Below are 22904 nucleotides of genomic sequence, written 5' to 3'. Positions count from 1 at the left end.
TCTAAAACGGTTATGGCCGTCTCTGGTCAGCCTCTTGCGACCGGCTGGCAACCTTGTGGCACTATCAAGCGCACTGTCAGGATAACAATGCAGCTGTCTCATCGGGTGGCGAGCTTAGCATATTGCAGGATTTTACATACATCCCTGAATGTTTAAAGGCGGGAAGTGCCCGCTGATCTACCATGACAGAGTATTTGATTAAAAAAACAGCGCCAGAGTTGGCGCCGTTTTGATCATCCTCTGCGCAGGTCAGAGGACAGGTTGCCTGACAGCATCAGGCCTTTTGTGGCTTACTCAAAGATGGCATCCAGCGACAGGCCCTGCTTTTCCAGCATGCGTCGCAGTTTCTTGAGCGCTTCGACCTGAATCTGGCGAACGCGCTCGCGCGTCAGGCCGATCTCTTCGCCCACCTCTTCCAGCGTGGCCGCCTCATGACCACGCAGACCGAAGCGACGTACCACCACTTCCATCTGCTTTTCGGTCAGCTCGCCGAGCCACTCATCGACATGCGCCTTGACGTCAAAGTCGACCAGCTCGGACTCCGGACCGGCCTCGTTTTCATCGGCCAGCGTGTCGAGCAGCGGCTTGTCATTCTCGCTGCCGACCGGGTAGTCCACCGAGGAAACGCGCTCATTGAGCCCCATCATCCGCTTGACCGACTCGACCGGGCGGTCCAGATGGGACGCGATATCATCGGCCGTGGGCTCATGATCAAGCTTTTGCGTCAGCTCGCGCGAAGCACGCAGATAGACGTTGAGCTCCTTGACCACATGAATGGGCAGACGAATGGTCCGGGTCTGATTCATCAGCGCCCGTTCAATGGTCTGGCGAATCCACCAGGTGGCGTAGGTCGAGAAGCGAAAGCCGCGCTCGGGATCGAACTTCTCCACCGCACGAATCAGACCCAGGTTGCCCTCCTCGATCAGATCCAGCAGGGTCAGGCCACGATTGAGATAGCGCCGCGCAATCTTGACGACCAGGCGCAGGTTGGATTCGATCATGCGCTGACGCCCGGCAGGATCACCCTGGCGTGCCAGACGGCCGTAATGGACTTCCTCTTCCGGTGTCAGAAGCGGCGAAAATCCAATTTCATTGAGATAAATCTGGGTGGCATCAAGACTTTGATGCTGTTGCTGGCGTTCTTCCCTGTTCAGGGCCTTTTCGAACGCGTCTTCGTTGGCCACTTCCTTGTCATTATTATCATCAAGCGAGAGTTCGTTTTCGCTCTCTTCCACTTCAACGTCGTCGTGCAATCCCTGTTCAACCACGCTCATATCGATAGGGATGAGCGGTCTCCCTGGTGCCTCAGCGATCCGGTAGATACTGCATCGGATCCTTCGGTTGGCCATCCTGGCGTATTTCAAAATGCAGCTTGACGCTGTCGGCGTCCGTCGACCCCATGGTCGCAATCGTCTCTCCCTGACGGACAACATCGTTTTCCTTGACGTTCAGGGCGTCATTATGCGCGTAAGCGCTGAGGAAGTGATCGTTGTGCTTGAGGATGATGAGATTGCCATAGCCGCGAACGCCATCACCGGCGTAGACGACAATACCGGGGCCGGCTGACTTGACAGGTTGCCCCTTTTGACCAGCAATATCAATCCCGGCCGTCAGATTTGTCTTGTCGCCGAAATTGCCGACAACATCGCCCTGTGTCGGCCACTGCCACTGGATATTGCTGGCAGGCGTGTAGGTGCGATCAGAGCGGTCTTCGCTGGTGGTCTTGCCGGCCACGGCCGTGCCGCCATTGTCCGACGTCCCGGTATTGCCGGTAGATGATGAATCGCTGCCCTGTGACGGCGCCGAGCCGCTGCCGGAACTCTGGCCGCCTCCCGAGCTCTGACCACCTCCGGAACTACCGCTGCCACCGGCGCTGCCGGCCGCGGCACCCACGCCCGTTGCTGCCCCGATCGCGCTCTGGGAAACCTGCTGCTGCGTACCGCCACCTGTACCGGCACCGCTCGTGCGGTTGCGATTAATGGTGTCCTCATCCGGTGACAGCCAGCTGTCATCATTCCCGCTGCTGTCGCTGCCCTGAGCACCGCTGAGCGCGGTGGCATGCGTACCACTGCCACCCGAGGACGATGCCGGCGAAGATGCCGGGCCCGAGGGCGCACTAACGCCGTCGTTAAGCCGCAGCGCCTGGCCGGGCTCGAGGCCATAGGGCGGCTCGAGATTGTTCAGTGACGCCAGCCGACGAAAATCAATGCCCGTTTTCCAGCCGATCGAGTAGATCGTATCGCCACGCTGGACGTGATAGATCCCGTTGGCCATCGAGCTCTGATTGAACGAGGCATCCTCCACGGCAGGAGGATTGTTGATCTGGGCACAGCCTCCCAGAACCGCCATGAGTACAACGCTGCTGCCCAGCGTGACCTGGCGCATGCGCGGATGAAATCGAATCATGTCCTGTCGTGCTCCTTTGACATTGATTGACTGTCTGTCGATATCCGTGATGAGGCCGCACCGGAGCGCTCTCCCACGGCCACTACCATCACAAATCCAATCAGCGCCAGTGCCAGCGCCATCCACAGGTGCGAGGGCTCACCGGTCACGGCCGTATAGGCTTCCGGCGACAGCAGCTGGTACTGCAGCGGCACCACTTCGCCATCCGGCGACATCGTGTAGCTCTCCAGCGAACGCCAGGGCCACAGCACCGGCAGCGAGCCCAGAATAAAGCCGATCAGAAGATACAGCGTGGTGGAGTAGTGATGCCTGAAAAGCCACGACAGCACGCGTGAAAAGGTGAAAAGCCCCAGTAGACAGCCCAGCGCAAACTGCGCCATGGTCACAAGATCAAACGCTTTGATGGCGTCGATCACGGTGTGATACATGCCCATGGTCAACAGCAGAAAGCTGCCGGAGACGCCGGGCAGCAGCATGGCGCTGATCGCGATGGCGCCTGCCACGAACAGCATCAGCGCGCCGCCGCCGCTGGGCAGCAGCGCCGGTAGAAAGTGGGCCAGCAGCGCGCCCAGTGCCAGCGGCACCAGAAACACCAGTCGCCAGCGATCCAGCCGCCGTGCTACCACGATCGCCGAGGCGACCACCAGCCCGAAAAAGAAGGCATTGAGCAGCAGGGTCTGGTGTTCCAGCAAATAGCTCACTACATGCGCCAGACTCAGTACGCTGGCGGCCACACCGGCCAGCAGCGGGATCAGAAAGCCCAGATTGAGATGGACGATCAGCCCTTTCAGACCGTTTTCGCGCAGCGCGCCGATGGCACTCGGACCAAACCGGCGAATGGTTTCGATCAGCTCTTCATAGATGCCCGTCACAAACGCGATGGTACCGCCGGACACACCGGGCACGGAATCCGCAGCCCCCATGCCCATGCCTTTCAGAAAAAGCGTTACATGCCTTTTCACTTGTTCTACTCCAGATAAATGGGCGGTACAAAGACCGACGCGGGATGCTTGCAGGGAAACGGCACTGACCCGGAGTCGGTGCCTGTCATATCCCTGTCAATTCGAGGGGCGCGAGTATCGCATCGCCCCTTGCAGCTGTCTGCCCCGGGGTGTTCACCAGGGGTGGATCAGAGCAGGTCCCCGGACTGGTGGCGCTGACTGGTCAGCGCCTCAAGCCAGCCGTGGACATCGCTGATCGAGGCGTGACGGGTAAGATCCGTCTGCAACGGTGTAATCGACACATAACCGGCCTCGATGGCGGCGAAATCGGTGTCCTCGCCCATATCGGCGCTGGCACCGGAGGCCGCAATCCAGTAGCGGGTACGCCCCCGCGGATCCTGCAGACGCAGCGGCTGGCTGCCCTGGCCACGCTGGCCCTGTCGGGTCACCCGAAACCCCTTGAGTTCTTCCCAGGGCACATCCGGCACGTTGACGTTCAAAAGGCTGCGAGGCGGCAGGGCCAGCTGCTCGACCGCACTGACAAGCGTTGCGGCCACGCGGCCGGCTGTCTCAAAATACTGATGACCCGCCAGCGACATGGCAATGGCGGAAAGCCCCAGCGAGCGGCCTTCCATCGCGGCGGCAACGGTGCCGGAATAGAGCACATCGTCGCCCAGATTGGCGCCGTGATTGATACCGGAAATCACCATATCCACCGTCTCATCGAAGATATCGCTCACCCCGAGATAGACACAGTCCGCCGGTGTGCCATCCACGCTGTAAAACCCGCTGTCCAGCGGCGTCAGCGACAGCGGATAGGACAGCGTCAGCGAGTTGCTCGCTCCGCTGCGGTCGCGGTCCGGAGCAATGACCCGCAGTCTGGCCTGATCCACCAGCGCGTCATGCAGCGCCCTGAGCCCCGGCGCATGAACGCCGTCATCGTTGGATAGAAGCAGTCTGCGCATTGGACGTCCCTGTTCATGTCAGTAAGAAAATGGATGAAATGACCCCGATCCAGGCCATTGTCCCGACGCGCTAGAGCGCCGGGTGTTGAAACAGCTCGCGCAGCACGGCCGTGGCAAATCCACCGCGCGCCAGAGAGAAATGCAGCCAGATACCCTCGCCCTCACGCTCAAGCGCCGGTGCCTGAAGGCAAAGCCGCAGGGCGCGGCGCATGGGCGCAGCGCCCGCCTTTTCGATGCCCTCGACCAGTACTGGCTCGTGCTCGGCGATGGCCTGCTCAAGAGCGCAGGCTTCACCGCTGACATCGCTTTCGCCACGCCCCCATAGCGGGCCGGTGGGATGAATATCCAGTGCCGTCAGTCGCGCTCGCAGCTGCTCATCCAGCGCCTGCCCGGCAAACTGGCTGGCGCTGCCCTCGAGATTGAACACATCACCGGCCAGTCCGCTGGCCCAGTTGTCCTGCTCGATGCGCTCGCTCAGCACCTGATTGAACAGGAAACTGCGCGCGCTCGACAGCAGGAAACCGTCACGGTCCTGCTTCTTTTTCCAGCCACGTGCCATCAGCGCTCGGGCACGCGTGAGATTGCTGCCCTGATGACCAAAGCGCTGCGGGCCGAAATAGTTCGGCACCCCGTGCGTGACCAGCGCGTTCCAGCGCGTCTCGAGCGAGCCCTGGGTGACGGCCTCGCCGGTGACATACAGGGCAAAGCGATTGGCGCGATGCACGCCGCGACGCAGCTTGCGCGGATGCCGGCCGAAGCTCAAAAGTCGCACCCCCTCCATCTCGATCTGCTCGGCCAGGCCCAACGGTGTGGGGCGGCCTGCCAGAGCAATTGACACCCACTGACGCGTCAGCGCGGTGTGGTCCTTGAGGCCGCTGACCCCGATATCGCGCGGCGCAACCTCAAGGCTGTGAGATAGATGGCGAATCAGCTGCGCCGTGGACAGATTGCGCTTTTCACAGTGCAGCCAGAGATGCTCGCCCTCCCCCTCCGGGGTAAAGGCCATCTGCTCTTCGACCCGAAAGGCTTCGGGAAATTCACGAAACCGCCCTGAGTGAGGCGGCGTCCCCAGGCTTCTGGCCCAGTCAGGCAGCGGTGAGCCAGATGTCTCGCTCATGTCCTGTGTCATGCCGCCTCGTCATGGCGCATCAACAGCGCCACGGCTTCCACGGCAATGCCCTCACCGCGGCCGGTAAAGCCGAGCTTCTCGGTGGTCGTGGCCTTGACGTTGACACACGACAGCGCCAGTCCGATGTCCTCGGCGATCACGTCTCGCATGGCGCCAATGTGCGGCGCCATTTTGGGGGCCTGGGCCAGAATGGTGATATCCACGTTGATCAGGGCAAAGCCTTCGCGCTGGATCAGCGACACCACATGACGCAGCAGCGCGCGACTGTCGGCGCCGCGCCACTGCTCATCGGTATCCGGGAAGTGCTGGCCGATGTCGCCCAGCGCCGCCGCGCCCAGCAGGGCATCGCTCAGGGCATGCAGCACCACATCGCCATCGGAGTGCGCCACAAAGCCATGATCGAAATCCACGCGCACGCCGCCCAGCATCAGATGATCGCCCTCGCCGAAGCGGTGAACGTCAAAGCCGTGACCGATACGCAGCCGAGCCAGGGTAGAAGGATCAGATAGGCTCATGGCCGGGTTCCTTGTCCGAAAGATATAACCGGGAGGTGTCCTGCTGGGCACGCAGAATCTGCGCGACCAGCGCCAGATCCTCGGGATGGGTGATTTTCAGATTGTCGCTGCGCCCGGTGACCAGCAGCGGCGCATGACCGAGCTGCTCGACGCCCGAGGCCTCGTCAGTCATCAAAAAGTGTTCGCTTGCGGCCTGTTCAAAGGCCTCGCGCAGAACGCCGTAACGAAAGCCCTGCGGCGTCATCGCCCGCCAGAGCCCCTGACGTGCCACGGTCGCCTCGACGCGCTGATGGGTGTCCTGACGCTTCAGGGTGTCGGTGACCGGCGCGGCCAGCAGCCCGCCCACCGGGTCATGGCGGATGGTTTCCAGCAGATGGTGCAGATCCGCCACGGTGACACAGGGGCGCGCCACGTCGTGGATCAGCACCCAGTCATCGCTGTGGGCATGCGCGGCCAGCCAGTCGATGCCGGCACGCACCGAATCCACCCGCTCATCGCCGCCATCGAGACGCTGCCAGCGCGCAAAGGGCACCATGGACTCATGAAACCACTGATCCTCGGCGTCCAGACACAGCAGCAGGGTCGCCTCGGGAAAGGCCTCATGCAGCCGCGCCAGCGTACAGGCGAGCACCGCCCGATCATCGAGCAGCAGGTACTGCTTGGGGCAGGCCGCGCGCATGCGGGTACCGCGTCCGGCCGCCGGCACGATCAACCACTGCGGGGCGCTCATGGCTCTCTCCCGGCAAGTTCATCACGGGCTTCATCGGCGCTCTGGTCGGCACCCGGCGGGGCCACCCGGGTGGGGTTGCGGCTGGCCTTTTCACTGGGGACCCAGAAAAACTGTTCGTCGTTGCGGACCATGCCCAGATCGTTGCGCCCGCGCTCCTCGATCGCATCCAGACCGTTTTTCAGATCCACAACCTCGGCGGCAAGACGGTCATTGCGATCGGTCAGCAGCTCGTTGCTTTCCTGCAGCTCATCGGCCCGCACCTTGACGCGGCTGTGCTCCAGAAGGCCGCCCTCTCCCAGCCAGAGCTGATACTGCAGCGCCGCCAGCACTACCACCAGCGCGATTGAAATCCATTTGAGCATCGTGATCTATACCGTTGTCGGCCGAACCGGCCCTCGGGAAAGCCACAATTATGCCATTACCAGGCAGTGGATCGTCCAGCAGACACGGCGCGAGCAAATGGAGCGCCCCTGCCCCGTAAAGGCCACGGAGCGCCCCGCGCTTCTCTCGCCCCGTGCTACCAGCGGCGGATCACATCAGAGTGCAGTGAATAGAGATCCAGGGTCTGCACGTCGCGTGCTTCCCTTTCAAGACGCGCACGATCGCGAAAATAGCATTCAAGGGTTTTCGTGATGGTCGAGAAGGCAAGTTCTGACCAGGGGATGTCCTCTTCCCGGAAAAGGCGCACTTCAAGGCTTTCGGGTCCTGCCGAAAAGGCCGGCGCCACATCATCGCGAAGGCGCGCCAGATAGATCATGTAGACCTGATTGATATGGGGCAGGTCGACCATGGTATAGAGCCCGCCCAGCTCGATCTCGGCACAGGCTTCCTCGCGGGTTTCGCGGATGGCCGCCTCGGGCGTGGTTTCTCCGTTTTCCATGAACCCGGCCGGCAGGGTCCAGCACCCTTCACGCGGGACGATGGCACGGCGGCACAGCAATACCCGATCGCCAAGAATCGGTAGACTGCCGGCCACGATACGTGGATTCTGATAGTGGATGGTGCCGCAGTTATCACACAGATAGCGCGGACGATCATCGTCCGATGGAATGGCAAAGCGCACCGGCGCGCCGCAATGGCTGCAAAAATTCATGCTTTCCTCGTCGCTTACGGCGAGTGACCGAACGCTTTACACTACGTCTGATCACCTCATGTGTCGATTGGCGATTTCGCCATGATACCTGGTCTTTCTGCTGGAACGTGCTCCTTATGCTGCTAAAGGCACAACATCGACTCAAGGATTACCGGCCGGCACAGCTTGGCGGCAGCCATCCGCGCGCGGCCGTGCTGATGCCGATCATCAATCATGAGGCGCCGACGCTCTTGCTGACACGCCGCAATGCCCGTCTGAGCTCCCACGCCGGCCAGGTCGCCTTTCCCGGCGGCAAGCTGGACCCCGATGATGCAAGTCTTGAAGCCTGCGCCCTGCGTGAAAGCCTGGAGGAGATCGGCCTGCCGCCTGCGCAGGTCAGTCTGCTGGGTCGGCTGTCCGATCGTTTTTCTGCCAACGGCATGATCGTGACGCCCTTTGTGGGACTGATCGAACCCGACACGCCCTTCACCCCCAACCCCGACGAGATCGATACCATTTTCGAGGTCGAGCTGGCCCGTCTGATGACCGACCCACGCCAGCACACCGATGTGATCCAGGATGACGACGAGCGCTGGTACGTGCCCAGCTATACGATTCTGGAGCACACGCTCTGGGGCCTGTCGGCAATGATGGTCGTCGAGCTCCTCAATGTGGCCTTTCAGGTGGATATCGGACTGGATCGTTACCCTGAAACCTCAACCCTTCGCCATTTGCCCCCTCGACCGTCACGAAGGCGCCCGTCATGAACTCTGTCACTGCTGATTTCGATCGCGAGGCCCGTGCCCTGCTGGCTGCCTCTCCGCTCGCGCCCGAACGCATCGACGCCCTGATTGAGGATCTGATCCATCAGGGCTTCAGCTACCAGCGCGACTTCTTTTCATCGGCGCTGATTGATGCCTTATTGGCCGACCTTGAACGCCTTGAGGCCTGTGACGCCCTGGCCAGCGCCGGCATCGGCCGACTCAATGAGCATCAGCTGGCCACCAGCATTAGGGGGGATGCCATTCGCTGGCTGAACCGGGAGAGTCCGGCACAGCAGGTCTACCTTCAGCGTCTGGAGGAGCTGCGTGAACAGATCAACCGGGCGCTTTTTATCGGCCTTTTCGAGTTCGAGGCCCACTTTGCCCGCTACCCACCGGGCGCCTTTTACAAGCGTCACGTGGACAGCTTTCAGGGTCGCGCCAACCGCATCATCTCGACGGTGACCTATCTCAATCGCGACTGGCCCGTCGATGGTGGCGGCGAGATGGTGCTGTTTGAGAGCCAGCAGCAGGGCCCGGACGGGTTTAATCCCGATGCCTCCATTCGCGAAATGGCCAGGGTACTGCCCGAGGCCGGCACCCTGGCCTGCTTTTTGTCGGACAGCGTGCCCCATGAAGTACTGCCGACCCGCCTGCCGCGTGCCAGTATCGCCGGCTGGTTTCGACGCAACGCCTCCATCAACGGCGTGGTCGACCCGGCCCGCTGAGCCATCACTCCCTTCGGCCGCGGCGCTCAGTCCGCGGCCCCGGCGTCGTATTACCCCTGCCCGCTTCTCCCTGTCATTAAAGTCTCGCGCCGCGCGGCCGACATCATGAGGTGATCGCAACCCAAAAGCACTGTGGTGCCCAATGGATTGCCCGACCTCCTTTACCCCGCGAGATCGCCTCCTGATGAAATCCCTGCCCATTCTGCTCATGGCACTCCTGTTGGCGTGCAGTGCCGGTGCACAGGCGCAGACCCGCCTTCTGGATGACCGGGTGACGCTCAGCGGTTTCGGCACGCTGGGGCTGATCCACAGCGATCAGGATAGAGCCGATTTTGTGCGCGATACCGGCCAGCCGAAGGGCGCCGAAAAGGGATGGAGTGCTCGAACCGATACGCGCCTGGGCCTGCAGGCCAGTGTACGCCTGACCGACGAACTCGACACCGTGGTACAGGGCATGAGCCAGTATCACAGCTCGGGGGACTTCAGCCCCGAACTGATGCTGGCCTTTGTGCGCTACGCCCCCGATCCGGGCTTTCAGCTACGTGTCGGGCGTCTGGGCTGGGATGTCGATCTGATCTCGGAGTCACGCTACGTCGGCTTCGCCTATCCCTGGATTCGCCCACCGGTGGACCACTTTGGCGTGCTGCAGCTGACCTATATCGATGGCGCCGATGTGACCTTTACCCGGCCGGTCGGCGATGATCTGGTCTGGGCCCGATTGGTTGCCGGTCGCTCCGACAGCCGGTTTTTCATGTCGGATGCGCTGGAGGCCGACTTTGATGCCCACAATGTGCTTGGCGGGCACCTTAACTATGAGACCGGCCCCTGGCGGTTTCGCGCCGGCTATACCCGAGTTCGCTCAGAGGTCAGTTTCAGCGGCGGCGATGCTGACCTGATCGACCAGATGTTTAACATCGATGCCAATCGTTATCTGAACTATCTGACCGGTTTCGACGAGCTGCAGGTCTACTCGCTGGGGGCGGCCTACAGCTCGGGTCCGCTGCAGCTGCAGGCGATCTGGAATCGCGACATCCTTGCCGATGGCGACACCTGGCTGGATACCGGATTCGTCTCTGCGGCATGGCGCATGGATCGCTGGACGCCCTATGCCATGGCATCAGGCACAAGAACGCATGACAGTCGCGAGGACCCGATAGGTTCCAATATCGAGCAGAATACCTGGTCGCTGGGCCTTCGCTACGACGTCACCACTCACCTGGCCCTCAAGGCCCAGTTTGACCGTATCCACACGCGCTCACCGGGACTGTTGTGGCGCGGTATCGATGACGGCTGGAAGGACGATCAATCAAACCTTGTCAGCCTCGGGCTGGATTTCATCTTTTAAGGATATGTCCATGACCCGCTTCACGCGTTGGATACGCGTCACCACGATAGCTCTGCTATTCATCGGCACCACGGCCCGGGCCGATATTGCCATTGTCATCAACGATGCCAGTACGGTGCGCCAGATCAGCCACAGCGAGGCCGTCAATATCTTCATGGGGCGCTATCGCCGGCTGCCCAACGACAGCGTCGCCCTGCCGATCGACCAGGCGCCTATCAAGGCCCGCTTTTACAGGGCACTGGTGCAAAAGGACATGGCCGAGATCAACTCCTACTGGGCAAGACTAGTCTTCTCCGGCCGCGCCTCGCCGCCGCAGCAGGCCGGGAACTCTGAGGATTTCCTCGACATCATGACGCACAACAACAATGCGCTCGGCTACGTGGACGCCGCCCGGACGCCGCCGCACATGCGTGTTCTCCTGACGCTGAGCGAATAGCCATGGCAAGCCTTATGACGCGCTTTCGCAGTCGTCTGGCCCTGCGGGCGGCCGCCAGCATCGTGGCCATCGTGGGTGTACTGGGCATCGCCTTTCTGCTCACGGCCGTACACCTGCGCGCCGAATCCGAAAAGAGCGTCCAGCAGATGCGCCTTGAAGGCCTGATTGCCACGGTCGAGCGCACGGCACAGATCGCCTGTTTTCTGGATGACGCTCAGCTGGCCGGCGAGGTCACCCAAGGGCTTTTGAGCAATCGCATTGTCCGTGAGGCGCGTCTGATTCGCCACGATGGCAGCGCGCTGGCCGACCGGGTGACGGCCATCGATCATGACAGCGGCGCCCCACTGACCCGGGCGATCGAGTCCCCCTTCGAGCCCGGCCAGCAGGTCTGTGAGCTGACGCTGGTGCCGGATCAGGACTGGATTGACAGCATGGTCAATGACGCTACACGGTTTTTGTCCGTCGCCCTTGTCCTGCAGCTTTTGGGGCTGGGGGTGAGCGTCATTCTGGTGGTGTTCTATTTCGTCACCCGCCCCATCAGCGATATCTCCCAAAAGCTCCATGCCCTGGAGGCGGAAACGGGACAGAAGCTGTCATCGCCCAGCGGGCACTACAAGGATGAGATCGGCCGCCTGGTGCTGAGCGTCAATGCCATGATCGATCGGCTGGTCAGCAGCCTGAGCGAAGAGCGCCGACAGCGGCTGGCGCGGGAAATCGAGGAGCGGCGCTACCGCACTCTCTTTGATAACGTCGAGGCCGGCATTTTTGAACTTGACGACCAGGGGCAGCTGCTATCGGCCAACCCGGCTTTTTGTCGCCTGTTTTTGGGAGGCAGACCGCTGGACCCTGCCGGGCCACCCATTGCCTTTACAGCGCTTTCGGGTGAAGGCGGCCCCACGATGCAGGAGCTGACCAGTCGTCGGGCACGCCGGGACAGTCCTCGCCAGTGGGAGATGGCCGTGGGCGACGGGAAGTACCGTCGCTGGGTCAGTGTCATGGTCAGCCGGCTGGAAGAGGGCCGCCTGCAGGGCGTGGCGCATGATATTACCGAGCGTCGCCGCGCCGCCGAGGCAGCTGAAAAACTTGCCGTCACCGATCCCCTGACGGGGCTGGGCAACCGGCTGGGGTTCGAGCGACGCCTTGACGTGATCCAGCGCTATCAGCGCCTGCACCCTGATCGTCAGCATGCGCTGATGGTGCTCGACTTCGATCACTTCAAGCAGGTCAATGACGTGTATGGCCACCATGCCGGTGACGAAGTGCTCAGACAGATTGCCGGCATGCTGCTTGCGACCTCACGCCAGCATGACTATCCGGCCCGCCTGGGCGGCGACGAGTTCGTGCTGCTGCTTGATCATCGAACGCCTCTGACGGATCTGACCGAGCTGGCGCAGCGGTTGATCGACAGCATCAACCGTCCCCTGATACTGGCAAGCGGCCAGCAGGTGCGCCTGGGCGTTAGTATCGGCATCGCGGTGCTGGGCCGCGACACCCGCGATGTTCAGACCCTGATCCAGCTGGCCGATCAGGCGATGTACCGGGCCAAGCGCGAGGGCCGTAACACCTGGCGCTGTCATGACCCGAACATCACGCTCGAGAGCTGATCACCGCACGCGTCAGGACGACGGGCGCGCCTCATCCCCGCCCTGCGCGGCGCTGTCAAAGCGCGCGTTGTCCTGATGTGCGGCCTCCTCGGCTTCCTCCTTTTCTGCCTGAGTCTCGGCACCTGCGACCATCTCTTCGGTCACTTCAAGCTCGGCACCGACCACGGACTGCACCGGGTGCGCGGCGAAGGGGGCCAGCGGTTGTGGTGCCGGGCGCACGCTGCGGCGCCACATGAAGAAAAGCGCCATGACTGCTGAAATAATCGCAAAGCCATAGAAAAGGCCATTCTCGCCGGTCTGGCCCATGACACCGGTGAGCATCGGCGCGCTGAGCGTGCAGCCCACGGCATTGATCAGCAACAGCCCCTGGCTCATGCCCACCAGCGCCTGAGGCGGTGCCCGGTCGGCGGCGTGACTCATGGCGACCGGATAAAGTGAAAACGCCACCCCACCGAACACGAAGAGAACGCCACCCAGCGCCAGTTCACTGATGGCCGCCGCCATCGGCAGTGCCAGTGCCAGCGCAATCAGGGCCATGCCCAGCGCAATCAGCACGATCTGGCGATCGTTGCGATCCGACCAGCGTCCCATGGGGTATTGCAATGCCATGCCGCCGACAATGACCACCGCCATGAACTGTCCCAGTCGCTCGACCGACAGTCCCGACTGCTGCAGATACAGCGGCAGCAGCGAATAGAGCGCCGCCACGATCAGTCCCGAACCGAACACGCCCATCACCCCGGTCGGTGTCACCCGCACCAGCCGCCAGGGCGACAGCGGCACGGCATGTTCCAGCAGCGGCGTCACGCGGGGAATGATGCAAAGCGGCAGTACCGACAGCGTGGCCAGCATGCCGATCACCACATAGGGCGTGGCATCAAAGGGCGCCTCGAAAAGCCCCAGCAACAGCTGCCCCAGCGCCAGGGCGGCATAGAGCGAGATCATGTAGAAGGCCAGTATCTGACCGCGGCGGGTCGAATCGCTGCTGGTCAACAGCCAGCTCTCGATCACCAGATAGACACCCACCGTGGCCCAGCCACCGATCAGACGCATGGCAAACCACCAGCCGGCGTCGAGCCACAGCGCCTGCGCCAGTGCGGCCGCCGCCACCAGTGAGGCAAAGCAGGCATAGGCCCGGATGTGGCCGATACGCAGCAGCAGACGGTCATTGAGCACCGCCCCCAGCGCCAGCCCCACATAGTAGGCCGACGACACCCAGCCGATGGTTTCCACCGACGCACCGGCGTTATCCAGCCGCAGCGTGACCAGTGTGGAGAGAAACCCGTTGCCCAGGGCCAGAATGAAAAGCCCCAGCAGCGGTGGGAACACCAGGGCCAGCAGTTGACGTGCCATACCTTCCTCACGAATCGATCAACGTCAAAGGACGGGGTACCCTGCAGGTAACCTCGCTTTCTCATAACGTTGAGCATAAAAAATGCAGCGACAGACTCAAGTACCGATGATGCCAGCGGTGCGGACTATACGCCCGCCCGTCACCAAAGACATCCATCACGAGGCTGAAATACCGGTCCTTGGGAAGGCGCAGTCAGTGCTGACCATGAAGCCATCGGTGCATCCGGGTATACTCCCCGTCGATCTTGCCATTACTAAAGCGCAGCAATGACGATGAAAGACAACTGGCAGGCGCGAGCCATCGCGCGCCTCTGGAAAGTGCTCTCACGCCGCCAGCCGGCCTCGCTCTGGCATCTGGCCTCACGCCTTGAGCCCTTCTACACCCTGATCGGGATGCGCGAACGCCGTGTGACGCGCATGAATCTGCGGCAGGCCTTTCCGGAGGTCAGCGACGAGGCGCGCCGAGCGCAGATTCATGACAGCCTGCGCCACTCGATCGCCACCATGATGGAGCTGGGGTTTGCCTGGCAGGGCGACCCCGAGGCGGTAGAGCATTCAATTGTTGAGGTGCACGGCCGCGAGCTGCTCGATGAGGCGCGGGCCAATGGTCGCGGCGTGATTGTGCTGGCGCCCCACTTTGGCAACTGGGAGATCCTCAACTTCTGGCTCTCCAGCCACTTTCCGTTCACCGCCATGTATGAGCCGCCCAAGATCAGCGCGCTGGACCCGATCATTCGAAACGGCCGCGAGCGCATGGGCGCGCAGCTGGTGCCCACCACCTCCCGCGGCGTGGCGGCGCTTTTGAAGGCGCTCAAGCGCAGCGAAGCGATCGGCATCCTGCCGGACCAGGTACCTGGCTGGGGCAGCGGCGAGTTTGCCGATTTTTTCGGCTACCCGGCCTATACCGCCACCCTGCTGCCGCGGCTGGTATCGCGCACCGACGCCCGCGTGGTCACGGGGGTGGCCAAACGCCGTGAGGATCGCACGGGCTTTGACATCCACTTTCTGCAGGCCGATGAGCGGGTCTATGCCCAGGAAGATGAGGCCCTGTCTGCACGCGGCGTCAATGCAAGCGTTGAAGCCGCCATCGCGCTGGACCCCATGCAGTATCAGTGGGAATACAAGCGCTACCGGCGCACCCCCGGACAGCTTGAAAACGTGCCCGGCTGGCGCGAACGGCGGTTTTACAAGCAGGGCCGCAGCGGTCGCAAGCTCTGAGTACCAAACGCCGGGTCAGTCGCGGAAATTGTCATACTGCAGCGGCAGGTCCGGCCCCTCTTCACTTTTCAAAAGAGCGATGGCCTGCTGAAGGTCATCGCGCTTTTTGCCGGTGACCCGCACCTTGTCGCCCTGAATGGCGCTTTGCACCTTGAGCTTTGACTCCTTGAGCTGCTTGACGATTGCCTTGCAGTCGGGCTGCTCCAGACCCTGCTTGAGCTGCACTTCCTGACGCGCCTTGACGCCGGACAGCACGGGTTCCTGCTCGTCCATGCAGCGCGCATCGATGCCCCGGGCAATCAGTTTGGCCCGCAGGATGTCGAGCATCTGCTTGAGCTGAAAATCGGCGTCGGCTTCCAGCGATACCTTCTCGCCTTCCAGAGTGAAGCTGGCGTCCACGCCGCGAAAGTCAAAGCGTGTCTGCACCTCGCGGTTGGCCTGATCCACGGCGTTGGTCGCTTCATGCTTGTCGAATTCGGACACGATATCGAAAGAGGGCATGGCATGATCTCCTGAATGCACCAAAAGGGCTGATTCTAGCCGAGTCCGGGGGCAAGGCCCATGCATCCGGCGCGGCTTTCGTACTCAAGGGGCATCACAGTGCGATTATCAGACACAGCGCAGCGATATCCATTGATCAAGCGCCGCTTTTCTCTACAGTGTAATGACCTGCTTACCCTGACGTTGCCGACCCTCACAAATAAAAAGTGGCACACGTCAGGCCCAGGAAGCCGATAACAACGCCGGTTCAAGACGGCACACAATAATACGTTACTCGGGAGTCTCCACCATGGTGGCCACCACGCAATCCCCGAAGGCATCTCCGCGTCGTTCGGCACGTCTCCTCAATGCCATCGAGCGCATCGGCAATCGCCTGCCCGACCCTTTCATGCTGTTCGTCATGCTCGCCGTCGTGGTCCTGATCGCCTCAACCCTCTTTGCCGCCAGCGGCGCCAGCGTCGTGCTGCCCGCCACCGGTGAAGCGCAGCCGATCCGCAGTCTGGTCTCCGGTGACGGTATCCGCTTCATTCTCGAATCCATGCTGACCAACTTCACCGGTTTTGCACCGCTGGGGCTGGTACTGTCGATGATGCTGGGCATCGGCCTTGCCGAAAAGATCGGCCTGCTGGATGTGTTGATCCGGCGCACGGTGATGTCGGCCCCGCGGCAGCTGGTGACCTATACGGTCGCCTTTACCGGCATCATGATGAACGTGGCCTCCGATGCCTCGCTGATTCTGCTGCCACCGCTGGCCGCGATGGTTTATCACACGCTGGGGCGTCATCCGGTGGCAGGTCTGGCGCTCGGGTTTGCCAGCGCCGGTGCCGGCTTTACCGCCAATCTGCTGATCGTGGGCACCGATGCGCTGCTGTCCGGCATTTCCACGGAAGCCGCCCGCCTGATCGATCCCACCATGGTGGTGACCCCGGTCGACAACTGGTACTTCAACTGCCTTTCCGTGGTGGTGCTGACCATTCTTGCCGCCCAGATCAGCGAGCGCCTTACCGAGCCCCGCCTGGGCACCTATGAAGGGGATGTCGAACAGGTCGAGCATGACGAGCCGGCCAACGCCGGGCGTGGCCTGCGCAATGCCGGCATTGCCGCACTTCTGTATGTGGGTGGGCTCGCCACGCTGGTCTTCTGGCCCGATTCACCGCTGAAAAATGACGACGGCGGCCTGATCCCCTCGCCATTTCTGTCCGGCATCATCCCCATCATCCTGTTTTTCTTCATTACGGTCAGCGTGGCCTACGGCGTGACCACCGGCAAAATCAAAAGCTCGCGGGACATCTCGGAGAAGATGGCCGATGCCATGCGCGATCTGGGCGGCTATATCGTGCTGATCTTTGCCGCCTCGCAGTTCATTGCCTGGTTTGGCTGGACCCATATCGGCAGCTGGCTGGCGGTCAACGGCGCCGAGATGCTGACCTCGATCAACTTCACCGGGCTGCCGGTGATCATCTGCTATATCGTCTTTACCGGGTTCATGAACCTTTTGATCTTCTCGGGCTCGGCCAAATGGGCCCTTGAAGCGCCCATTTTCGTGCCGCTGTTCATGCAGCTGGGCTACCACCCGGGTTTCATCCAGATGGCCTATCGCGTGGCGGACTCCTCGACCAACATCATTTCACCGCTCAATCCCTACATGGTGGTGGTGCTGACCTTCATTCGAAAATATGACCGCGAGGCGGGTCTGGGCACGCTGATCTCGCTGATGCTGCCCTACTCGCTGGCCTTTCTGACCGTCTGGATCATCATGCTGGTGAGCTTCTACCTGCTGGGACTGCCTTTCGGCCCGGGTGTTCACGGCCTGATGTAATCGATTAATTTATCGGTGGCAGCTCGTGATCTGCCCCGTCATGAAAGGAGTGTTGTCATGTCACAGATGCCTGCCCACACGCTTGAGAGCCATCTTGAAGAACTCCAGCCACAGCTGACGGTCTGGCGGCGCGACTTCCATCGTCATGCCGAATCGGGCTGGGTCGAGTTTCGCACCGCCTCGATCGTGGCCGAGGAGCTCGACCGGCTGGGCTATCAGGTCACCCTGGGGCGCGACGTCGTCGACGAGGCTGCCCGCATGGGCGTACCGGACGCCGACACCCTGACGCGCGAAGAGGCGCGCGCCCGAACCCAGGGGGCCATCGAGCGCTGGCTGCCGCAGCTTTCCGGCGGTTTTACCGGCGTGGTGGGCGTGCTCGATACCGGCCGCCCCGGGCCGACCATCGGCTATCGCATCGACCTGGATGCGCTGGATCTCGAGGAGTCCAATGAACAGACGCATCGCCCCGCTCAGGAAGGATTTGGCTCACAAAATGCCGGCATGATGCACGCCTGCGGCCACGACGGGCACACCACCATCGGGCTGGGGCTGGCCCGACTGTTCAAGGCGCTCGAGGCCGACCTCTCCGGTCGCATCAAGCTGATCTTCCAGCCCGCCGAGGAAGGCGTGCGTGGCGCGCGCTCCATGGTGGATGCCGGCGTGCTTGATGACGTCGATGTCTTTATTGCCACCCACATCGGCATGGACATCCCCTGCGGCGAAGTCGTCTGCGCCCAGGATGGCTACCTGGCCACCACCAAACTCGACGTGCGCTACACCGGCGTGCCGGCCCACGCCGGCGGCCGTCCCGAAGAGGGCCGCAACGCGTTGCTGGCCGCCGCTCAGGCCGCCGTGGGGCTGCACGCCATCCCCCGTCACAGCGGCGGTGCCTCACGCATCAATGTGGGTGTACTCAACGCCGGCAGCGGCCGCAATGTGGTGCCCGCCAGTGCCAGCATGAAAATCGAAACCCGCGGCGAGAACACGACCATCAACGAGGAGATGCGCCGGCGTGCCATCGAGGTCATCGAAGGTGCCGCACAGATGCACGGCGTCAGCGTCGAATACAGTCTGGCCGGCGAGGCGGACACCTGCACCGCAAGCCCGGCGCTGGTCGACTACATTCAGCGCCGCATTGAAGGGCTGCCGGGCATTGACGTGGTCACGCCAAGCATCAGCGAGCCATCGGGGTCGGAGGATGCCACCTGCATGATGCGTCGGGTTCAGGAGCGCGGCGGCCTGGCCACCTACATGATCTTCGGCACGGAGCTTGCCGCCGGCCACCACCACCAGTGCTTTGACTTCAACGAGGCCGTACTGCCGCTGGCGGTGCGCACCCTCGCTCTTCTCGCCTTCGACATGGATAGCCTTTGACATGGATAGCACCGGCGCACGCCATGACCGCCGATGAGCTGGCGTGCGATATCGGCCGGGGCATCCTCGCGCCACGGATTGCCCGAGCCGAACCGGCGCGGACAGCCCCTTCCCTGTCGGGTTATGATGAGACCATCCCACTATCCCGAGGAGCACTGAGTGACCGACAGGGACCCGATAGTTCATGAAGACCCGGCCCCCGATGACGATCCGATGATGGTGCGCATCGGCTATGCCCTTTATCTGGGCAGCATTCTGACCGGTATTACGGCGCTGGCCGGACTGGTCATTGCCTATATCTACCGCCGCCGCTCGCCGGCATGGCTGGCCGATCACTACACCTTTTTGATTCGCACCTTCTGGATTGGCCTGCTCTACATGGTGCTGGCGACGATGCTGTCGGTGCTGGGCGTCGGCGTGCTGCTGTTTCCGTTAATTACGGTGTGGCTCATCGTACGCTGCGTGCGCGGCTGGCGAGAACTGGAGCGCCAGCGCACGCCCTCGCCACTGATGAACTGGGCCTGGTAGTGCCCTGACCATTTGTCAGTGCTCTGGTCGTTTGTCGTTGCCTTCAGGCCATAAAAACGCCCGCAGCCATGGCTGCGGGCGTTTTTACGAGCGCTCGGGATTTAGCGCATCAGTTGGCGGCAAGCCCGCCAAACCGGCCGTTCTGGTAGTCGCTGACGGCCTGATCGATCTCTTCGCGCGTATTCATCACGAAGGGACCATGGGAGACCATGGGTTCCTTCAGCCGCGGCGAATGGCCGAAAATCAGCGTGGCGTCACCCGAGCCGCGAATCTCGACGTAGTCGCCTTTGGTGTCGAACTCGATCAGGTGACAAGGGCGAATCGCCTGCTCCGAAATCATGATATTACCGCGTACCACGTAGCAAAATATCTCGTGATCCTCGGGTACCGGCAGCTGGATTAGTGACCCTTCCTTGATGGTGATGATCGACATGAAGCTGGTCGTCGGCGTCTCGATGGGGCCGCGGAAGGTGCTGTCCTGCTGGTCAAACTCGCCGGCAATCAGGGTCAGGTGACCGCGCCCTTCATCGAGTTCGACCTGCACCAGATCATCGGCCTGAAGCCCAGTATAGCGGGGCTCGGTCATCTTGAGTTCGGCAGGCAGATTGATCCAGAGCTGGAGAATCTCCATGCGCCCACCGTCACGGCGGAAGGCCTCGGGGGAGACTTCCGAGTGCACCAGTCCACGTCCAGCGGTCATCCACTGCACGCCGCCGGTGTTGATAATGCTCTTGTGATCATCACTGTCGGCGTGGGCCAGCGAGCCATCAAGAATGAAGGTCACGGTTTCAAAACCACGGTGCGGATGCGGTCCGAACGGCAGGCCCTTGTTATCACGCTCATAGACCTGCGGCCCATGGTGATTGAGAAACAGATAAGGGTCGAGATAATCGATGGAAGGACCAGGCAACGGGCGATGCGTAATCAGATCGCCGATGTCATCGCGAATGGCGGTGTGCAAGTGCCGTACTTTTCGAGCTGTCATCGGTGCCTTGTCCTGTATGCAAATGAAACACTGATACGAACAAGTATAAGACACATCCCTGCAGCGTGCCGTGAACATATTATAAGAACGCCCGCTCTGATCTCACGAGGGCTGAGCGGTCAGCCGGCGCAGTCGCAGTCCCACCAGTAGCGCCAGTACCAGCAGCGCAGCGATAAAGGCCGCCACGCCGTTCCAGCCCCCCAGTGCCCAGAAGGCGCCGCCCAGCGTACCGGCCAGACTCGAGCCGAGATAGTAGCTGAACAGATACAGCGACGAGGCCTGCCCCCGCGCCTGGGTGGCGCGCTGTCCGACCCAGCCGCTGGCAATCGAATGCGCGGCAAAAAAGCCAAAGGTAAAGATCAGCATGCCGGCCAGAATCAGCGCCACCGGCGAGGCCAGCGTCAAGGCAAGCCCTGCAAGCATGACGACGATGAACACCCAGAAGACGCGCGGCCGCCCCAGCCGGTCGGCAAGCCCACCCGCCCAGGCCGAGCTGTAGATGCCGGAGAGATAGACAATCGACAACAGCCCGATCACCGTCTGGCTGAAGTGATACGGGGCCTCCAGCAGCCGATAGACGATGTAGTTGAACAGCGTCACAAAGCTGCCCATCAGCAAAAAGGCTTCCAGGAAAAGCCAGGGGAGTCCGGCATCGCGAAAGTGCAGCCGAAAGGCGCCCACCAGATTGGCCACACTGAGCTTGCGCGGTTCGAAATGACGTGAGGCCGGCAGCATCTTCATAAAGGCGATCGCCGTGATCAACGAGATGATCCCCATGGTGGCCAGCGTCACCCGCCAGTGGACGAAATCCACCATCACGCCGCTGATCAAACGCCCGCTCATGCCGCCGATGGCGTTGCCACCGATATAGAGCCCCATCGAGACGCCGATAAAGCTCGGGTGAATCTCCTCGTTGAGATAGGCCATCGCCACGCCGCACAGCCCGGCCATCGAAAGCCCGGCCAGCGCGCGCATGACCAGAATGGCGCCCCAGTGCTGCATGAACGCCGCACCGATGGTCAGCGCAGAGGCGCTCAAAAGCGCCAGTGACATCATCTTCTTGCGCCCAACGGCATCGGAAATGGGGCCGGTCATCAAAAGCCCCACCGCCAGCATGCCGGTCGAGACCGACAGCACCAGGCTGGTGCTGGCAGGGTCAATCCCGAAGGCCTCGGACAGGATCGGCAGCATCGGCTGCACGCAGTAGAGCAGTGCAAAAGTGGAAAAGGCGCCCAGAAACAGCGCCAGCATGGTCGGGCGGTAATCGCGGCCCCCGCGCTCGATGAACGGAACCTCTTCACCGGGTGTGGCTGATGCGTCACTGCCCGGATGACTTGTGCGGGACATGATGTCTCCCTGTGGACTCTGGCGCCGATCGATGGCGTCAGAACGTGAATCGTTATCGCCCATATTATAAGACGACTCGCCAGATCCTACGTATCCCTGCCTGACTGCTGATGTCGGACACACCCATCGATGGTTTATCCTGGAGATACCCGACCAGCCCCTATGGAGACTTCGACATGGCTCAGAATTTCGACAGCCTCAAACAGGCCTGCCGTGATCAATGGCAGGCCTACATCCAGCACCCCTTCGTGGCCGGCGTCAGCGAGGCGACGCTGCCCGCAGCGGCCTTTCGCCACTACCTGCAGCAGGATTATCTGTTTCTGGTGCATTTTGCCCGCGCCTGGGGCCTGGCGGTCTATAAAAGCCGCGACATGAGTGAACTTCGCCACTCGCTGGACAATCTCAAGACCATCGTGGACACCGAGATGGACCTGCACGTGGACTACTGCCGGGCATGGGGCATCGATCAAGAGGAGCTTCAGAATCTGCCTGAAGCGCAGGAAACGCTGGCCTACACCCGCTTCGTGCTGGACTGCGGCCACCGGGGCGAGCTTCTGGATCTGCACGTGGCGCTGGCCCCGTGTCTGATCGGCTACGCCGAGATTGCCGATTGGATTAGCACGCGGTCGCAGACCGTTAGCGTGGATAACCCCTACCAGGCGTGGATCGACATGTATCGCGACGAGGAGTACCAACAGGCCGCCCACCGCGAGCACCTGTGGCTGGACGAACGCCTCGCCGAGCTCTCCCCGCAGCGCTTTGCCCAGCTGACCACGACCTTTCGTGATGCCACGCGCCTTGAAGCGGCCTTCTGGCAGATGGGGCTTGATGCGGCGCGCTGAGGATTTGACGGGGTGACGATGGCACCAGCCGAGATCACCCTGTATCGCCAAGCGGGATCACGATAGGTCCCGATGGAGTTGATGAGCAGCGTCAAGGCTACCTTACGAGCGAGGCGCTATTACTCGATAAAGCACTTGGCGATGCAAGCTGGAGTAGATCAGATACGATATCTTGCGGGAATTTTTGAATCTTGCCACCAAACATGGAACTGATAGCCAAAACCACTTTGTACAATATCAAAACTGCAAAAGATAGGATTGTTAACATATCCATTACCATAGGCAATACCTCCACTAACTTTGTG

Annotated in this window: 23 protein-coding genes; 10 read left to right on the top strand and 13 right to left on the bottom strand. The window is 61.8% G+C overall.

Annotation, left to right across the window (positions count from 1 at the left end; translation table 11 throughout):
* Positions 1-290: 290 nt before the first annotated feature.
* The 9 genes from rpoS to C8D72_RS12980 all read right to left on the bottom strand — a co-directional run bounded on the left by rpoS (position 291) and on the right by C8D72_RS12980 (position 7779).
* On the bottom strand, positions 291-1274 hold the full coding sequence (gene rpoS, locus C8D72_RS13020) for an RNA polymerase sigma factor RpoS (RefSeq protein ID WP_115854848.1): 984 nt from the start codon (positions 1272-1274) through the stop codon (positions 291-293).
* A 31-nt stretch (positions 1275-1305) separates the two neighbouring features.
* Positions 1306-2406 (bottom strand): peptidoglycan DD-metalloendopeptidase family protein, encoded by a 1101-nt coding sequence (locus tag C8D72_RS13015; protein ID WP_245955257.1) that lies wholly within the window; start codon positions 2404-2406, stop codon positions 1306-1308.
* On the bottom strand, positions 2403-3368 hold the full coding sequence (locus C8D72_RS13010; protein WP_115854847.1) for a DUF368 domain-containing protein: 966 nt from the start codon (positions 3366-3368) through the stop codon (positions 2403-2405). The genes C8D72_RS13015 and C8D72_RS13010 overlap by 4 nt, the downstream gene beginning before the upstream one ends.
* A gap of 167 nt (positions 3369-3535) precedes the next feature.
* Complete coding sequence (gene surE, locus C8D72_RS13005) at positions 3536-4312, bottom strand: 5'/3'-nucleotidase SurE (protein WP_115854846.1); 777 nt, start codon at positions 4310-4312, stop codon at positions 3536-3538.
* A 70-nt stretch (positions 4313-4382) separates the two neighbouring features.
* Positions 4383-5429, bottom strand: a complete 1047-nt coding sequence (truD, locus tag C8D72_RS13000; RefSeq protein WP_115855134.1) for a tRNA pseudouridine(13) synthase TruD — start codon at positions 5427-5429, stop codon at positions 4383-4385.
* 8 nt (positions 5430-5437) lie between these two features.
* A complete protein-coding gene (gene ispF, locus C8D72_RS12995; protein ID WP_115855133.1) occupies positions 5438-5923 on the bottom strand; it encodes a 2-C-methyl-D-erythritol 2,4-cyclodiphosphate synthase in 486 nt (161 codons plus the stop codon).
* 19 nt (positions 5924-5942) lie between these two features.
* Positions 5943-6686, bottom strand: coding sequence for a 2-C-methyl-D-erythritol 4-phosphate cytidylyltransferase (ispD, locus tag C8D72_RS12990; RefSeq protein WP_115854845.1), 744 nt, complete (start codon positions 6684-6686; stop codon positions 5943-5945).
* Complete coding sequence (gene ftsB / locus C8D72_RS12985) at positions 6683-7048, bottom strand: cell division protein FtsB (protein WP_115854844.1); 366 nt, start codon at positions 7046-7048, stop codon at positions 6683-6685. Before ftsB ends, ispD begins: the two co-directional genes overlap by 4 nt.
* Positions 7049-7203: 155 nt before the next feature.
* Complete coding sequence (locus tag C8D72_RS12980; protein WP_115854843.1) at positions 7204-7779, bottom strand: NUDIX hydrolase; 576 nt, start codon at positions 7777-7779, stop codon at positions 7204-7206.
* A gap of 116 nt (positions 7780-7895) precedes the next feature.
* On the opposite strand from C8D72_RS12980, the gene C8D72_RS12975 reads away from it, so the two are divergent.
* From C8D72_RS12975 to C8D72_RS12955, 5 genes are all read left to right on the top strand, one after another.
* Positions 7896-8525, top strand: coding sequence for a CoA pyrophosphatase (locus C8D72_RS12975; RefSeq protein ID WP_115854842.1), 630 nt, complete (start codon positions 7896-7898; stop codon positions 8523-8525).
* Complete coding sequence (locus C8D72_RS12970) at positions 8522-9247, top strand: 2OG-Fe(II) oxygenase (RefSeq protein WP_115854841.1); 726 nt, start codon at positions 8522-8524, stop codon at positions 9245-9247. Before C8D72_RS12975 ends, C8D72_RS12970 begins: the two co-directional genes overlap by 4 nt.
* Before the next feature lie 184 nt (positions 9248-9431).
* On the top strand, positions 9432-10592 hold the full coding sequence (locus tag C8D72_RS12965) for a porin (protein ID WP_170140600.1): 1161 nt from the start codon (positions 9432-9434) through the stop codon (positions 10590-10592).
* Positions 10593-10602: 10 nt separating this feature from the next.
* The gene (locus C8D72_RS12960) at positions 10603-11028 is read left to right on the top strand and encodes a hypothetical protein (RefSeq protein WP_115854839.1); all 426 of its coding nucleotides are present in this window, start codon (positions 10603-10605) and stop codon (positions 11026-11028) included.
* 2 nt (positions 11029-11030) lie between these two features.
* Entirely contained in the window at positions 11031-12632 is a 1602-nt protein-coding gene (locus C8D72_RS12955) for a sensor domain-containing diguanylate cyclase (protein WP_115854838.1), read from the top strand.
* Positions 12633-12644: 12 nt separating this feature from the next.
* Here C8D72_RS12955 and C8D72_RS12950 read toward each other — a convergent pair whose 3' ends face one another.
* The gene (locus C8D72_RS12950) at positions 12645-13985 is read right to left on the bottom strand and encodes an MFS transporter (RefSeq protein WP_115854837.1); all 1341 of its coding nucleotides are present in this window, start codon (positions 13983-13985) and stop codon (positions 12645-12647) included.
* 267 nt (positions 13986-14252) lie between these two features.
* Here C8D72_RS12950 and C8D72_RS12940 point away from each other — a divergent pair, with 267 nt between their 5' ends.
* Complete coding sequence (locus C8D72_RS12940; RefSeq protein ID WP_115854835.1) at positions 14253-15203, top strand: lysophospholipid acyltransferase family protein; 951 nt, start codon at positions 14253-14255, stop codon at positions 15201-15203.
* Positions 15204-15218: 15 nt separating this feature from the next.
* Here the strand turns inward: C8D72_RS12940 and C8D72_RS12935 are convergent, their stop codons facing one another.
* On the bottom strand, positions 15219-15704 hold the full coding sequence (locus C8D72_RS12935) for a YajQ family cyclic di-GMP-binding protein (protein ID WP_115854834.1): 486 nt from the start codon (positions 15702-15704) through the stop codon (positions 15219-15221).
* Positions 15705-15993: 289 nt separating this feature from the next.
* On the opposite strand from C8D72_RS12935, the gene C8D72_RS12930 reads away from it, so the two are divergent.
* The 3 genes from C8D72_RS12930 (at position 15994) to C8D72_RS12920 (ending at position 19425) form a co-directional block, all read left to right on the top strand.
* Positions 15994-17523, top strand: coding sequence for an AbgT family transporter (locus C8D72_RS12930; RefSeq protein ID WP_115854833.1), 1530 nt, complete (start codon positions 15994-15996; stop codon positions 17521-17523).
* Between the two features lie 57 nt (positions 17524-17580).
* Positions 17581-18897, top strand: a complete 1317-nt coding sequence (locus tag C8D72_RS12925) for an amidohydrolase (RefSeq protein ID WP_281271627.1) — start codon at positions 17581-17583, stop codon at positions 18895-18897.
* Between the two features lie 159 nt (positions 18898-19056).
* Positions 19057-19425 (top strand): DUF4870 family protein, encoded by a 369-nt coding sequence (locus C8D72_RS12920; protein WP_245955256.1) that lies wholly within the window; start codon positions 19057-19059, stop codon positions 19423-19425.
* A gap of 109 nt (positions 19426-19534) precedes the next feature.
* Here the strand turns inward: C8D72_RS12920 and C8D72_RS12915 are convergent, their stop codons facing one another.
* Both C8D72_RS12915 and C8D72_RS12910 read right to left on the bottom strand, forming a co-directional pair.
* Positions 19535-20410, bottom strand: a complete 876-nt coding sequence (locus C8D72_RS12915; RefSeq protein WP_115854831.1) for a pirin family protein — start codon at positions 20408-20410, stop codon at positions 19535-19537.
* A 102-nt stretch (positions 20411-20512) separates the two neighbouring features.
* Positions 20513-21757, bottom strand: a complete 1245-nt coding sequence (locus C8D72_RS12910) for an MFS transporter (protein WP_115855131.1) — start codon at positions 21755-21757, stop codon at positions 20513-20515.
* Between the two features lie 176 nt (positions 21758-21933).
* On the opposite strand from C8D72_RS12910, the gene tenA reads away from it, so the two are divergent.
* Positions 21934-22599 carry a thiaminase II gene (gene tenA, locus C8D72_RS12905; protein ID WP_115854830.1) on the top strand — a complete coding sequence of 222 codons (666 nt, stop codon included), beginning with the start codon at positions 21934-21936 and terminating at the stop codon, positions 22597-22599.
* Positions 22600-22904 lie beyond the last annotated feature (305 nt).

Origin of the sequence: Kushneria indalinina DSM 14324, assembly GCF_003385845.1 — a bacterium.
GTDB lineage: Bacteria > Pseudomonadota > Gammaproteobacteria > Pseudomonadales > Halomonadaceae > Kushneria > Kushneria indalinina.
The sequence above is the reverse complement of the archived record's forward strand: the minus strand, read 5'-3'. Positions and strand labels throughout refer to the sequence as shown.